The organism is Paenibacillus sp. NPDC093718 (genome assembly GCF_050279985.1).
Lineage (GTDB): Bacteria > Bacillota > Bacilli > Paenibacillales > Paenibacillaceae > Paenibacillus_AQ.
In genome coordinates, this window is record NZ_JBNNUS010000003.1 from 655,867 (window position 1) to 670,018 (window position 14,152).

Genomic DNA, 14,152 nt, shown 5'->3' on the forward strand with positions numbered 1-14,152 from the left:
ACCCAATCTTTCATTATATATATGACAATAATACTATTCAAAATTATAGATGGCAATATGTGGATTTCTAAACATTTTCCTTGTTTTGTTTACAGATGCATGAAAGGATAATACGCAATACAGAATCCAATTCTTAGATTCCTTCCCTAGATAGGATATTACTAACTGCCCACGGTTAATATCTCTTTTCCCGTGTCTTCCTGTATAACTGATCTGCGTAGCCACTTAAGATTTGCTTCGGTTGCCCAGAACGATTAAATTAATTCGATCAAATAAGCAAAAATCCACAACCGAATTAGGTTGTGGATTATATGTATGGAGCGGTGTAGGCGGTCACCTAACCAAAAGTCCGGAACCGGCTTTCCATTAAGTCAGTCTAATTATCTTCTTCAGCTAAAGTTAAGCCCTCATCCCGGAACATAGACGATACGAGGTTGAAGCACGCTCACAGATTATTAAGCTCTCTCGCATTTATTAAAATGAATGCGAAAACAATTGTCTTTTAGCTAATTCTATCACTTCAGATATTGGTATAACTTCGTTTGGCACGACCCCGTTCATTGTTGCTCCTTTTACAGCAACTGCAATGACTTCACTTTTGTCGTTAACTATAGGCCCACCACTGTTTCCGCCATAAATGGTAGGAGTTATTTCATAACGTTTATGTGCAACTGTTTTGTCACTGCTATCAGTATGCATCCTTATGCCCCTTACAAAACCATTATCTACTCTTATTTCCTGACCCCTTCTATAGTCCGGATAACCAACTAAATCAATAAGTTGATCGTTTTGTATAAGTTCATTATAATTAAATCCTTCTGCATTATGATCTAAGCTATTAGATCTTAAAATTGCAATGTCTTTTTCAATATCATAACATTCAATTCGCATCATATGCACGTTAATATCATTAGAGTTAAAAACTCTCACATAATAAGGTTCTAGGATCGGCATTCCGAGTTCAATTGCATCGACTATATCTTTTAGAACGTGGGCATTGGTAACGAGCCCAAATCCTTTTAATAAGAATCCAGTGCCTTGATTATGGTATATAAGTTCAAATTCATTTCTTTGTTCAGAAGTAAACGCTACAACAGGACTTTCCTGCTCAATCACATAAGTATAATCTTCATACATTTTTCGTTTGCTACTTTGTTCATCTACAGATTTTATAACTTTGTGTTCTGGAGAGATACCATTAAAACGATTAGCTAACTTTAAATAAACTGGGTCGCTCTTACCTTTTACATGTCCCACATGATTAATCATACCCCGTAATACTGAGAACATTTCCGGATAATTTTCATTCGCTCTTTGTCGAAATGGATATTTACGTTCAAAAACTTCCTTCGCAACATCAAGATCATCAATGTTCTTTTCTATACAATTCAGTATGGAACGAATTCTACGAATATATGTCCTGCTTATGTTTAATTTCTCATTCACTGTTATCCCTGTTACAGATTGATTATTTTTACTATCTTGCAATCTTACTTTTTGTCTGTTCACATTGAAACCATTCTTCTTAATGATTTGCATTAATCTCTCACTTAACTCTACCTGCCCATCCTCATTCAGAAATGCGATACTTCTAGGAAAAACTCTCTTATTTGTAGAAAATGTAATATCATCTGCATATCGTGTGTATTTAACCCATTTACTTTCAATAGAGAGCTGTTTTAGTTCTTTATCCAAACTTTTAGCGAGGATATTAGAAATTATTGGAGATGTTGCCGCCCCTTGCGGTAAAAACCCCTCAGGATGAATACATATATTTGCAAGAGTTGTGGCGACTGTTTTACCCAACTTAAAGTAAGAAGTAAACATACTCCTCACCCTTGCAAAAGATATACTCTCAAAGAAGTTTTCCAAGTCTATATTTAATACAAAAGATTTTTTTAGATGCTCTGAAGCATTAGTAACAATACTTCGCTTTTCTATAAAACCATGTGCTCGATTATGGGGAGTAAAGTTTAGAGAGAGGATATAGGCAAGCTTTGTTTGGAGAATTGCGAGGTTTTTGGAGGGAGAATGAATTGTACGATAACCACCACTCTTTTTACCCAAGGGAAATGATTTATAGTTAATCTGTTTGTCTCTTATAAGAATCTTCCAAAGAAATTCAGTAGGAATCTCCAGAAGCAATGCGACATCTTCGAAATCAACTAACCTTTTAAATTTATTTTTTATTTCTTCATCTGAGCTATGTAGTGAAGGTTCGATTAAAATACTGATAGAAACTCACCTCTATTAAAGAAGTAGGCAAACAAGTACAGTTCTACCTTTCTAAATCATACCGTTGATACCATATGAGACAATTGGATAAACAACGAGAATAGAGCGTGGAGATGTGTAGATACATTAAATTATAAGATAGCGATTATCACCATCAAAAGTTCAACTGCACCTTGTTTGCCTAATAATATTATTATACTACAGCCGATACCTACTTGTCTTTGTTTCATCAGCATCAACACTTAAACAGCTTATTCTCTTATAAAATATCCCGTAGATTTAAGATCATTAGCCGACTCTTTCACATGAAAATCGGATGGATACCCATCCCATCTCTAGCTGTCGTTGATGAAAAGGAGGCTAAAGAGAAGCCCAAAACCTTAGAGTCGAAGCGGTTTCCCCAACCTCTTCGAGTATGAACCCCGCAAAAAAGCGACCATTACGGTCGCTTTTTTATAGTATGTATGGAGGCGAGGGGAGTCGAACCCCTGTCCGAAGATAACGACAACACAAGCTTCTACGGGTGTAGTGACAGATTTGATGTCACCCTAGAGACTCCCTGTCACCGGATTCCCTTCAGGTCAGCCTGATTGTCTTCTTCAGCTAGCCCCAGGCGGAGACTAGGCAGCGTATCCCACTAAAGTTGAGCCCTCATCCCGGTACATGGGCGATACAGAGCGAGAGCACGCTCACAGGTTATTAAGCTGCGAAAGCGTAGTTGTTTTGTTGTTTGCCGTTTAATTGGCTTTAGCGTTGATGAAGTGGACGCGTCCCCACTACCCGCTACTCATGCCCGAACTATCCCCGTCGAATCCAAAAACGCCCCCTTAAGTTGGAGAAATGCCGGTGCTTGGCACCTTGGCGTTCCTGCCAAAAAGGGCTATCGGATTAAATCAAAGAATATTCAGCCATAGCAGTCGATTGATGCCGCACACTCTTTCCCTCCAAGAAAGAAGAATGCGCCAACTGTATGCTGATTGTCAAAGATCTTATTGATCTCTCTTACATCACTTAGTATATCACACTTTACATCAAAATGATATATACAATGCAGGTAACACAGCTAAAAGCTGCCATCCCTCAACATGCATTAAATATGATGCCGATTTCTTAAACGACATGCCACGGACAACCGTAATTACCTTGCAATCTTCTGCTTCTCGCGCAGCGCACGCTGGATATCGCGTTGTGCATCCTTCTTCGCGGCATCGGCACGCTTGTCGTACTGACGCTTACCTTTACCGAGGCCCAGCAATAACTTCGCATAGCCGTTACGGATGTAGACTTTCAGCGGTACAATCGCGTAGCCATCCTGCTTGGACAGGCCCAGCAGCTTGCGGATCTGCTCCTTGTGCAGCAGCAGCTTCCGTGTCCGCGTAGGGTCCGTCGGGTTGTTGCGGTTCCCCTGCTCGAACGGGCTGATATGCATGTTATGGATATGAATCTCGCCATTCCGAATGGTTGCGAACGCATCTCCAATATTGGCACGGCCGTTCCGTATGGATTTGATCTCCGTTCCGGTCAGGACCATCCCGGCTTCATACGTATCCTCGATGAAATAATCATGGGAAGCTTTTTTGTTCTGGGCCAGAACCTTCCCGTCACTTTTCTTACCCATGGTCTCACCCCTTGTCATCAACAATGATAATGGAAAAAGGACTTCCGGCAGACCGCCAATTGCAATCTCACCAGAAGTCCATTGTATCAAACGTCAGCCTCTAAAAGCAAGGTGGGGCAAGCACCTCCTGCGTTAGATCAGGGGAGAAGCTTACTTTTTCTTCTTGCGGACAAAAGCGGCTGTGCCGTTTCCGCCCTTGCTCTTCCGTTTGCGGCCACCGCCGCCACCAGCATTGCCGCCTGGTGTTGGACCTTCGCCGATGAAAATGCCGCTGCCCGACGTCTTCTTGCGTCGGTTCTTACCGCCAGCACCACCGGAGCTGCGGGCATTGCGGTCGAAGCCGAGCGCGCCGCCGCCTGCCGAGCTGTAGCCGCCTTTGCCGGAGCCAAAGGCGAAGTTCGACGCCTGCTGCTCGCCAGCTCCAGCAGCTGCTTCACCGCCACCGCGCGCACCACGCCCGCTCGGCGGGGCATCGCCGCGGCCGCCCTGGCCGCCGGCGCTGTCACTGCGGCGTCCGCCTGGCGCGCCGCCTTCAACCGCGCCGCGCTTACCGCCGCGGCCCTTACCCCCGCGGGCTGCGCCATCGCGGGTACCGAATCCGCGGCCGCCGTTGCCGCCGCGTTCGCCTTCGCCGCGCCCTTGGCGGCGCGGCTTCATATCCACCATCTCAAAATCGATGGTGTGATCGTCCATGTTCACCTTCGCCACGCGAACCTTCACATCATCACCGATGCGGTATACCTTCGAGGTCCGCTCCCCGATCAGCGCCATATGGCCTTCATCGAAGTGATAATAATCGTCGGTCATCGCGCTGAGGCGAATCAAGCCTTCGACCGTATTCTCCAGCTCAATGAACATACCGAAGCTGGTCACGCTGCTGATAATGCCTTCGAACTCTTCGCCGACCTTATCCAGCATGAACTCGGCCTTCTTGAGCGCTTCCGTATCGCGCTCCGCATCCACGGCCACACGCTCGCGCTCCGAGGATTGCTGAGCGATGTCCGCCATCCGGCCCGCCAGCTGCTCATGACGCTTCTCATCAAGTGCGCCGCCGTTCTCCAGCACTTCCCGGATGACCCGGTGAATGACCAGATCCGGATAACGCCGGATCGGTGACGTAAAGTGAGAGTAATATTCCGCAGCAAGGCCGAAGTGGCCCGTGCTCTCCGCGTCATATTTCGCCTGCTTCATCGAACGGAGCATCATCGTGCTGAGCACCGTCTGCTCCTTCGTGCCTTGAATGGCCTCAAGCAGGTTTTGCAGGGCGCGTGGATGGATCGAGTTGCCCCGTCCCTTCACCTGATGCCCGAAATTGGCCGCGAACGCCATAAAGTTCTGCAGCTTCTCCTGATCCGGATCCTCATGGATCCGGTAGATGAACGGTACTTTCAGCCAGTGGAAATGCTCCGCCACGGTTTCGTTGGCCGCCAGCATGAATTCTTCAATGATCTGCTCCGCGATCGAGCGTTCTCTTTTGACGATATCCACGGCTTTGCCGTTCTCGTCCACAATGACCTTGGATTCCACAAAATCAAAATCCACCGCGCCACGGCGCATCCGGCGGTTCCGCAGCTTAAGCGCCAGCTCGCGCATCAAGCGGAAATCCTCAACGAGGTCACTATAGCGCTCGATCAGCTCCGGATCCTCATCCACCAGGATTTTTCTCACATTGTTATACGTCATCCGTTCTTTCGTACGGATAACACTCGTAAAGATATCGTGCTTTACAACTTTCATTTGATCGTTGAATTCCATCTCACAGGACATCGTCAGACGATCCACCTGCGGATTCAAGCTGCATATGCCGTTAGACAGGCGGTGCGGCAGCATCGGGATCACCCGGTCCACCAAATACACGCTGCAGCCGCGATTGTATGCTTCCTTATCCAGCTCGGAGCGCTCGCGGACGTAATAGCTGACATCGGCAATATGGACGCCCAGACGGTAGTTCCCGTTCGGCAGACGCTCCACGTTCACTGCATCATCGAGATCCTTGGCATCTTCGCCATCAATCGTCACGATGTTCAAGCCGCGCAAATCCCGGCGTCCCTGCTGTACAATCTCATCTTCCGTAATGGAATCCGGCGCTGCATCCGCTTCAGCCAGTACTTCCTCCGGAAAGCCTTCCGGCAGCTGATGCTTGCGGATAATGGACAGGATGTCGACACCCGGATCATCCTTGTGACCCAGAATCTCCACTACTTCGCCCTCTGCCGCAGCTCTTCCTTCCGGATAGCTGACCAGCTTCACCACGACCTTCACGCCATCAACGGCTCCGTTCATCGCATGCTTCGGAATAAAAATATCCCGGTTAATCCGCTTGTCATCCGGCAGCACGAAGCCATAGGCTTCATGGTTCTGGAATACACCCACGACTTGGGTGACGGCGCGCGTCACGATACGGACCACTTCGCCTTCCATTTTGCCGCCATCGTTGCTTTTGGAACTGATCCGAATGAGCACGATATCTCCATTCATTGCACTTTTCAAATCATTGGCATGAATGTACACATCCGGGTGCTCGCGATCATCGGGAATCAGAAAGGCAAATCCCTTCGCATGTGCCTGCAGACGTCCGCGCAGCAAATTCATCCGTTCCGGCACGCCATATCGCTCGGTGCTGGTCAGAATGATTTTTCCGGATTGTTCAAGCTCATTCAGCAGCTTCAAGAATTCCCTGAATTCATGGGCATCCTTAATGGCAAAATGCTGCTCCAATTCCTGGTACGTCATCGGTTTGTATGCAGTTTCCCGCATAAAATTCAGTAATATTTCTTCAGTTATCATCATTATCACCTCGGGGAACCTGCAATTTCATCGTTCCGCTATCCATTCTTTACCTTCATATACTCATACCCTAGTATACACGAATTTAATCTCCGGTATCCTTCCGAACACCGTCTTAACCTATGTATTCCGAAATTCAGGCAAATAAAAAACCCCCGCTCTTCCAAGAGTGAAAAAGCGAGGGTAACATTAATTGTTATTTCAACATAGCAACAACGATGGCCAAAATCATAAATCCTGCTGCAAGACCTACCGTTGTACGCTGCAGTACGAGATCCATACCGCGAGCCTTTGTTTTACCAAAAAGATGTTCCGCACCGCCGGAGATGGCACCGGCAAGACCTGCGCTTTTCCCTTTTTGGAGAAGAACGACAGTAATCAACCCGATGGAGAAAATAACAAGCAACACTTCAAAAAATACAACCATGACTTCCACCTCCTACGTATGTAAACATCTGAATTTGTTATCTGAAGAGACATTCTAGATTCTACATGAAAAACAGCATTTTTATTGTACCACAGCTTTATCGACCTGACAAGGAGTATGGGTGAATCACTCCAACCAGAATCATGTCATCCGATTTCTCGGTTATAAGTCACAGCAACTAAATCAATCAGTGTGCATTCCGGATCGTTAGAACAATTTTCGTCTGACAAAACCTTACCGGCCTGATCCTTAGCTTGAATTGAAAGGCTTAGTGGAGGATCTTCCCAGATATAATACCATAGAGCAAAATCGCTTTCTCTTACTAAATTACCCTTTTGCCCATTTACCTCTATTGTTGTTATTTGATGGTTGGTAATTGTCCCATAAACAACGCTAAATTGTTTGGACTCAGCAACTTCATATGTAAAACCTTTATTTGAAGCAATCGGTATACCTCCTACTATGTGCGCTTTCATCATTCTATTGTTCTCTAATACACCTAATCCAAGTCCAGGGTAAGTGTTATATACTGTATTTGTATAAAAGGCATACATATTATTGTTTTTCATGTCATAATGAACCAATTCTTTAAACGTATTATCTTGAATAGTAAGCTGTTCAACAATCTTTGTTTCAATAGATTTGCTGTCGTAGATAATGAATTGAAGAAAGATACCGAACACGAATAATAAGGCTAATAATGAGATGATTAATTTTATTCTCAAAGTCATTCACCTTTTTCTTCTGCATTCCCTTTAGAGTAGCTGCAGCTCACCAAAAAATAAATGGTCTGCCCCTCCAGCGTTGGCAGACCACCTGTTTCATAGCAGCCAAGGCTGCTTTATTTCACTCGGAAGGATCCTGTGCTGATCGCCACAAGCTCGCCCTTCTCGTTCGCAATTCGGCATTCCGTCGTTACCGAACGGTGCGTCTGATGCACAATGCTTGCCGTTACGGTGAGGAGACCCGCTCTGGCCGGCATGACAAAATGCACGTTCAGATTGCTCGTCACCGTTGATTCGCCGGGGCGCTCCAGCATGACGGCAATGCCCATCGCGTTATCCATCAATGAGGAGAGTACGCCGCCATGCACGATGCCCATCATATTCATATGATGAGGCTGGGCATCCAGCGTTACAACAACCGCCTCCGAGCTGGCAGACGCAAGCTTACAGCCGAGATATCCCCAGAAGGTGGGCTCCGCCGCTCGTGTCATGGCCTCAATGTACGCCTCCCGGTCGAATTCCGGCTGTCCGGCCTTCGTATCCGGATTGGCATTGGTATGATTCATCAGGCCGCCTCCTTTTTTCTTATGACGTCGTTAGTACTGTATCCATTTCAGCGGGATACCATGAATCGCCTATCCTGCCGACTCCGCTATTCTGCGCTTAGCCTGTTTTGCCTTCCTCTTCTTCCTCCAGCAGCTTGCGGCGCAGCACCTTGCCTACCATCGTCTTCGGCAGCGAATCGCGGAACACGAACTGGCGAGGCACTTTATATGCGGCAAGCTGACTGCGACAAAACTTCTCAAGGCCCGAAGGGTCCGGTGCTGCCCCATCCTTCAGAACAATATAAGCTTTGACGGTTTCGCCGCGATATTCGTCCTTCGTTCCAACAACAACAGCTTCCTTCACGGAAGGATGCTCATACAGCACTTCCTCGATCTCCCGAGGGTAGATATTGAAACCGCTTGCAATGATCATATCTTTCTTGCGGTCGATGATCGTAAAATACCCCTCTTCGTCCATCGTTGCCATATCCCCCGTGAACAGCCAGCCGTTTCTTAGGGTGTCGAACGTCTCCTCCGGGCGGTTCCAGTAACCCATCATCACCTGCGGTCCTTTCACGATCAGCTCGCCAGGCTCGCCGACCGGCATTTCTTCACCCGTATCGGGATCGACCACCTTGGCATCCGTATCCGGGACAGGTAAGCCGATGGTACCGATTTTGCGTCTTCCCCAGATCGGATTCACATGGGTAACCGGCGAAGCTTCGGTCAAGCCGTAGCCCTCGATCAGCCGCCCTTTGGTCAGCTCCTCGAACTTATCCTGCACCTCGACCGGAAGCCCGGCAGAGCCGCTGACGCAGGCATTGATCGACGACAGATCATATTCCTTGATCCGGGGGTGATTAATCAGCGCGATATACATGGTCGGCGCACCCGGGAAGAGCGTCGGCTTCATTTTTTTGATCAGGATCAGGATCATTGTCACTTCGAATTTCGGTACCAATATTAGCATGCCGGCACGATAGATCGCCTGGTTCAGCAGCACGGTCAACCCGAATACGTGAAAACAGGGCAGAACCGCCAAATACCGCTCCTTCCCATCTTCCACCTGAAAGCACCAGTTGGCGGATTGCACGGTGTTGGCAATTAGATTCATATGCGTCAGCATGACGCCTTTGGGGACACCGGTCGTGCCACCGGTATACTGGAGCAGTGCCAGGTCCGTCTCCGCCTTCACGGATTCGCAGATCGGGTCATTCGGCGCGCTCGCAAGCAGCTTTTTGAAGGCATGGACACGGCTTCCATAGTTAACGACCGGAAGGGGACCCTCCTTCTTGGCTTTGATCGGGTAGAGAAGGTTCTTGGGGAACGGCAGGTAATCCGCCACAGACGTGACAATCATATGCTCCAGGTCCGTTTCCTCGATGACTTTCTCAACACGGGACACAAACAAATCCATCGTGATGATGATCTTGGCACCGGAATCCTTCATCTGATGCGCAATTTCCCGCTCCATATAGAGCGGGTTGGTCATGACGGCTACGGCTCCGGCCAGCAGCACGCCATAATACGACATAACCACCTGCGGGCAGTTGGGCAGCATAATCGCTACCCGGTCGCCCTTCTTAATCCCTTTGCTGCGGAGCGCGTTTGCCATACGATAGGACGACTCCAGCAGACTCCTATAGTTGATCGTCTTGCCCATGAAATACATGGCCGGCCGATTCGGAAACTTCTGTGCCGACGTCACGAGAAATGATGCCAAATTCTGTTTCGGATAATCAAAAGCGGGGGCTACTTCGGGCGGATAAAACGGCAGCCAAGGCTTTGTATCCATACAAAACCAACCCTTTCCTAAGGAATGCTCCTTCTTTCCTACTCCAAGAAAAATCTCTCTCTTTTGAGGTTACTTACGCATCGTATTGGCGTTGATGCGTGTTACACCGTGTACCGCTCGTTCTTGACCACGCGGGCTGCGATGCTGCGCTTGAGGGCCACCGTATCAACCGGCGTGCAACGTGTCAGTTTCTTGAGCACCGACAGCTGCATCCGCAGCATATCCCCGGTTTCCACTGAGGCCAGCGTCTCTTTCGCGAGTGCTTCAATGCGCTGGAACGCCTCGTATGCAAACACCTGCGTCATCTCGATCATGCTGGCTGCTTTTTCCTCGGAGGTACGTTCGATTTGCTTGCGGGTACGCAGCAGCGCACTCTCGAGGGCATAAATATCAATCATCATATCCGCCAGATTGGACAAGGTCTCCTGCTCTTTCTCCAGCTTCGTGCCGAACTTCTGTACCGCCAAACCGCCTGCGAGGAGGAAAATCTTCTTGCTCATGTCCAGGAAGTGCGCTTCCTGTTCCAGTGTGCCTTCGAAGGTTTGACCAGGTACCAGCTGCAGCAGCTCACCCTGGAGGCTTTGCGCTTTTTGCAGGAGTGCAATTTCACCTTTCATGGCCTTCTTCACAAGCGTGCCCGGAATCAGGAGCCGGTTGATCTCGTTCGTGCCTTCGAAGATGCGGTTAATGCGGGAGTCCCGATAGATGCGTTCCACTTTATACTCTTGGATATATCCATAGCCCCCGTGAATCTGTACCGCTTCGTCTGCCACGTTATCCAGACCTTCCGAACAGAACACCTTGTTGATCGAACACTCAATGGCATAGTCGGAAATCGCGGCGGCGGAATGGATGCCTGCATCCACGCTGTTGTAATCGATGTCCTGCATCGCTTCGTCCAGCAATCCTGCCGTACGGTACACCATGCTCTCCATCACGAAGGTGGTGATGTTCATCTCGGCCAGCTTCTTGCGCATGAGCGGGAACTGCGAGATGGGCGTATCGAACTGTTTACGTGTGTTAGCATACTTCGCGCTCAGCTCGATCGATTCCTTCGCCGCACCGACCGTGCCGGCTGCCAATTTATACCTGCCGATGTTCAGGATGTTGAAGGCGATCCGGTGGCCTTTGCCAATCTCGCCGAGCAGGTTCTCCTTCGGCACCTTCACATCTTCGAAGAAGAGCGGACGCGTCGACGAGCCCTTGATGCCCATTTTCTTCTCCTCCGGTCCGAGCGTGAAGCCCTCCATCTCCTTCTCGACAATGAACGCGGTGAAATGCTCCCCGTCAATCTTGGCGTAGACGATAAAGATATCCGCAAATCCGGCGTTAGTTATATATAGCTTCGATCCGTTCAAAATATAATAGTCTCCATCATCCGACAAGCGTGCCGTTGTTTTGGCACCCAGCGCATCCGAGCCGGAGGTCGGCTCCGTCAAGCAATACGCCGCGATTTTGGCGCCGGTTGAGAGATCCGGCAGGTACTTCTGTTTCTGCTCGGTCGTACCAAAGAACACGATCGGCAGCGTTCCGATCCCGACATGAGCCCCGAAGGAAAGCGCGAAGGACGAACCCTTCGCCAACGCTTCGTTAATAATCGTGGAGCTGACCTTATCCAAGCCGATCCCGCCGAACGGCTCCGGCACATCGGCCCCAAGCAGGCCCAGCTCCCCTGCTTTGCGAAGCAGGTCTACCGTCATCTCGTAATTCAGCTTCTCCAGCTCTTCATCGTGCGGTACGACTTCCCCGTCGATAAAATCGCGCACCGTCTCGCCGATCATGCGATGCTCTTCCGTGAAATCCTCCGGTGTCAGGATGCGCTGCATATCGGGATTATCGATGACAAAGCTGCCTCCTTTGATTTTCGGTTCTTTGGTTTGGTTATCGCTCATGATTGGTTTCCCCTTTCGGAATGTGGAATAAGGTGGAGTACAATGGTGGCCTTGGTGTTACTAGGTTGCGAATTTGCTGGTTGAACATAGATGGTGCGTGCGTGACTGTGGCGCAATAGTGACGCGATAGTGGCCGCTCCGCGTGCGGATTGTACTTCCGATCGCTGTTGAGTTTGGATTTCCGGGATTGGACCCCTCAATAGTAGAAATCCAAACTCAAAGGCGACCGCTGCCGCTTCTCCAGTACAATTCCGCCCTCTCCGCTGGGCTAGAGCACTCAGGTCCCGACCCCTGCCTCCGGCTATCATTGCACTCCCCTGTGGGTGGAGTGAGTGGTGCGGTGTCCGGTCCGTGTACGGAGCGGACACCGCACTGAGACTACATTACAGAGTGAATAGGCTGGTCATGCATTAATAGAAGATCAGTAGACTTGATATCGAAAACCTAGATATGTTCATCGAATACAATTCAGAAACATTTTTAAGCTAACTTTCCATAGTCCTTGCTTGGGAGCTACTAGCCCCTTGAGGACTTATAGATGAACTCACACCTGCTTGGTGACTCCTAGGCCCGGGAGGAATTAATAGAAGGAATTCACAACTACTGATCAGCTCCAAGAACCTGAGAGGGACTTATAGCGTGAGTTCAACTCGCTGAGCACTTCTCAGTCCCCTTGAGGACAAACGCGAATCGAACCACAATGAGCACCTGCAGAGACTAATGCGAGAATCCCACCCCATGGCCTTCTGGGGGCTTGGAAGCGAGCTTTGCTACAACGTTTACGCCCCGGCTGCATGCACCTCGAACACCCCCGCGGCGCCCATACCGCCTCCAATGCACATGCTCACGACGCCGTATCCGCCGCCGCGGCGGGCCAGCTCGGAGACAAGGCTGACGGTCAGCTTCGCACCGGTACAGCCGAGCGGATGGCCGAGTGCAATGGCGCCGCCGTTAACGTTGACCTTGCTCTCGTCGATACCCAGCGCGCGGATGATGTGGAGGCATTGCGAAGCGAACGCTTCGTTAATCTCGAACACATCCACTTGATCCAGCTCGATGCCCGCCATGCGCAGCGCCTTCGGAATCGCTTCAACAGGGCCGACCCCCATAATTTCTGGCTCCACGCCTGCCAGAGCAAAGGATTTGAAGGTAGCCAGCGGGGTAAGGCCCAGCTGCTCCGCTTTCTCGCGGCTCATGACGGCTACAGCTGCTGCGCCGTCACTCGTCTGCGACGCGTTGCCCGCGGTAACCGAGCCGCCAAGGGCAAAGGCCGGCTTCAGTTTGGCCAGCACATCCGGGGTCGTGTCCGGCCGGACCCCTTCATCCGTATCGAAGGCAAAGGTTTTGCTGCGCACCTTGCCCTGCTCGTCGGCGGCAGCCAGCGTTACGTTCACCGGTACGATCTCGTCCCGGAACTTGCCTTCCGCGATGGCAGCGGCCGCTTTGCGGTGACTGCTGGCCGCGAAGGCATCCTGCGCCTCGCGGGTGATACCGAAGCGACGGGCCACCTCTTCCGCGGTATGACCCATGCCGATGTATACCGCAGGCATCTCTTCCACGATCGTCGGATGCGGTGCCGGCTTGAAGCCGGTCATCGGCACATGGCTCATGCTCTCGACGCCGCCGGCGACGATGACCTCGGCATGACCGAGCATAATGCGTTCTGCCGCAAAAGCGATCGCCTGAAGTCCCGAGGAACAGAAACGATTGACGGTTAGCGCAGGTACCGTCACGGGATATCCCGCATATAACGAGATAATCCGCGCAACATTCAGCCCCTGCTCGCCTTCCGGCATCGCGCAGCCGAGGATGATGTCCTCAACGTCCTCTTTTTTCAAGCCCGGTGCACGTTCAATGACGGCTTCCAGTACGGCTTTCCCGAGATCCTCCACGCGTGTCTGGGCAAAACTACCCTTCTTCGCCTTCCCCACCGGAGTGCGGGCAAGGGATACTATGACTGCTTCTCTCATGCCATTCACCTCATCAACTTGAAATGGTTGGATCCAATACCGTTTATAATTGCGCAGGCCGCTAATCGGCCGTGAAATGAATTCGTAACGGGTGGAACTGATTAAAGAGTTGCCATCACCAAACTTCGCCAGCATGGACAACCTGCCACCATGTACTG

At 49.9% G+C, this 14,152-nt stretch carries 9 protein-coding genes and 1 other RNA gene; all 10 read right to left on the reverse strand.

Annotation, left to right across the window (positions count from 1 at the left end; translation table 11 throughout):
- Positions 1–474 precede the first annotated feature (474 nt).
- The 10 genes from ACQKPA_RS12800 to ACQKPA_RS12845 all read right to left on the reverse strand — a co-directional run bounded on the left by ACQKPA_RS12800 (position 475) and on the right by ACQKPA_RS12845 (position 13,994).
- Positions 475–2,145, reverse strand: coding sequence for a reverse transcriptase domain-containing protein (locus tag ACQKPA_RS12800; protein WP_427492704.1), 1,671 nt, complete (start codon positions 2,143–2,145; stop codon positions 475–477).
- Positions 2,146–2,697: 552 nt separating this feature from the next.
- Positions 2,698–3,062, reverse strand: a transfer-messenger RNA (tmRNA) gene (gene ssrA / locus ACQKPA_RS12805).
- 311 nt (positions 3,063–3,373) lie between these two features.
- The gene (gene smpB, locus ACQKPA_RS12810; RefSeq protein WP_023966984.1) at positions 3,374–3,853 is read right to left on the reverse strand and encodes an SsrA-binding protein SmpB; all 480 of its coding nucleotides are present in this window, start codon (positions 3,851–3,853) and stop codon (positions 3,374–3,376) included.
- Positions 3,854–4,003: 150 nt separating this feature from the next.
- Positions 4,004–6,640: a ribonuclease R gene (rnr, locus tag ACQKPA_RS12815; RefSeq protein ID WP_427492801.1), complete on the reverse strand. Its 2,637-nt coding sequence runs from the start codon at positions 6,638–6,640 to the stop codon at positions 4,004–4,006.
- 196 nt (positions 6,641–6,836) lie between these two features.
- Positions 6,837–7,067, reverse strand: a complete 231-nt coding sequence (gene secG / locus ACQKPA_RS12820) for a preprotein translocase subunit SecG (protein WP_009593367.1) — start codon at positions 7,065–7,067, stop codon at positions 6,837–6,839.
- 146 nt (positions 7,068–7,213) lie between these two features.
- Positions 7,214–7,792, reverse strand: a complete 579-nt coding sequence (locus ACQKPA_RS12825) for a hypothetical protein (RefSeq protein ID WP_427492707.1) — start codon at positions 7,790–7,792, stop codon at positions 7,214–7,216.
- Positions 7,793–7,908: 116 nt separating this feature from the next.
- The gene (locus tag ACQKPA_RS12830) at positions 7,909–8,358 is read right to left on the reverse strand and encodes a PaaI family thioesterase (RefSeq protein WP_216535041.1); all 450 of its coding nucleotides are present in this window, start codon (positions 8,356–8,358) and stop codon (positions 7,909–7,911) included.
- A 97-nt stretch (positions 8,359–8,455) separates the two neighbouring features.
- Positions 8,456–10,132: a long-chain-fatty-acid--CoA ligase gene (locus tag ACQKPA_RS12835; RefSeq protein WP_427492709.1), complete on the reverse strand. Its 1,677-nt coding sequence runs from the start codon at positions 10,130–10,132 to the stop codon at positions 8,456–8,458.
- A 101-nt stretch (positions 10,133–10,233) separates the two neighbouring features.
- Positions 10,234–12,024 carry an acyl-CoA dehydrogenase family protein gene (locus ACQKPA_RS12840; protein WP_427492711.1) on the reverse strand — a complete coding sequence of 597 codons (1,791 nt, stop codon included), beginning with the start codon at positions 12,022–12,024 and terminating at the stop codon, positions 10,234–10,236.
- A gap of 779 nt (positions 12,025–12,803) precedes the next feature.
- Positions 12,804–13,994: an acetyl-CoA C-acyltransferase gene (locus ACQKPA_RS12845; RefSeq protein ID WP_427492803.1), complete on the reverse strand. Its 1,191-nt coding sequence runs from the start codon at positions 13,992–13,994 to the stop codon at positions 12,804–12,806.
- Positions 13,995–14,152 lie beyond the last annotated feature (158 nt).